Genomic DNA, 620 nt, shown 5'->3' with positions numbered 1-620 from the left:
CCCATCTTCTTTAATCCATCTTTCCTTGTAGAAAGTCACATTTTTGAATGCCTCATAGAGCCTCTGATCCTTATCAAATATTCTGATGTCAAATGATTTACCAGATGAAGAGTGAATCCACCCTTCAGGGGCAAGAGCCCAATCTTTAAGGTGCTTTTTTAGTTTTTTAATAGACTGTGTGGTGATGAAAGAGCGCCCACCTATATCATTAAACTTTCTGTTGTCTGTTGAGGATAAACCAGCATCTGTACAAACGACAAACTTAGATAGCTTGAAATCATGGATAATCTGCTTTTCAAGAGGTCTTAAGGTGATTTGTTCATTAGTGTTGCCGCTGTGGATGTTAAAGGCAAGAGGAATGCCGTCACCATCCATGAACAGACCCATTTCCACAATGGGGTTTGGTTTGTGCTCTTTACTAAAGCCGTATTGTTTAAGACCATCCTCCTGTTCAATCTCAAAAAAGTAGTTGGTGCAGTCATAGTAGAGGATATGGTCATTTCTTTTAGAAATGGAGAGACTATTTTTATATAACTCTGCCTGAATAAAATCCGATTCGTCAGCGATAATCCCTAAGGCACGATAAATGTGCTGTAAATCAAAAGTAGGTTGCTCCAATA

The 620-nt window shown here is 38.7% G+C and carries 1 protein-coding gene; it reads right to left on the bottom strand.

Annotated features, from left to right (window positions below; genetic code table 11):
• Window positions 1-620 (bottom strand): IS1634 family transposase (locus QMG30_RS24795; protein ID WP_330680849.1); only part of this gene is annotated, 620 nt, incomplete at both ends.

Origin of the sequence: Vallitalea longa (assembly GCF_027923465.1) — a bacterium.
Taxonomy (GTDB): Bacteria; Bacillota; Clostridia; order Lachnospirales; family Vallitaleaceae; genus Vallitalea; species Vallitalea longa.
The sequence above is the reverse complement of the archived record's forward strand: the minus strand, read 5'-3'. Positions and strand labels throughout refer to the sequence as shown.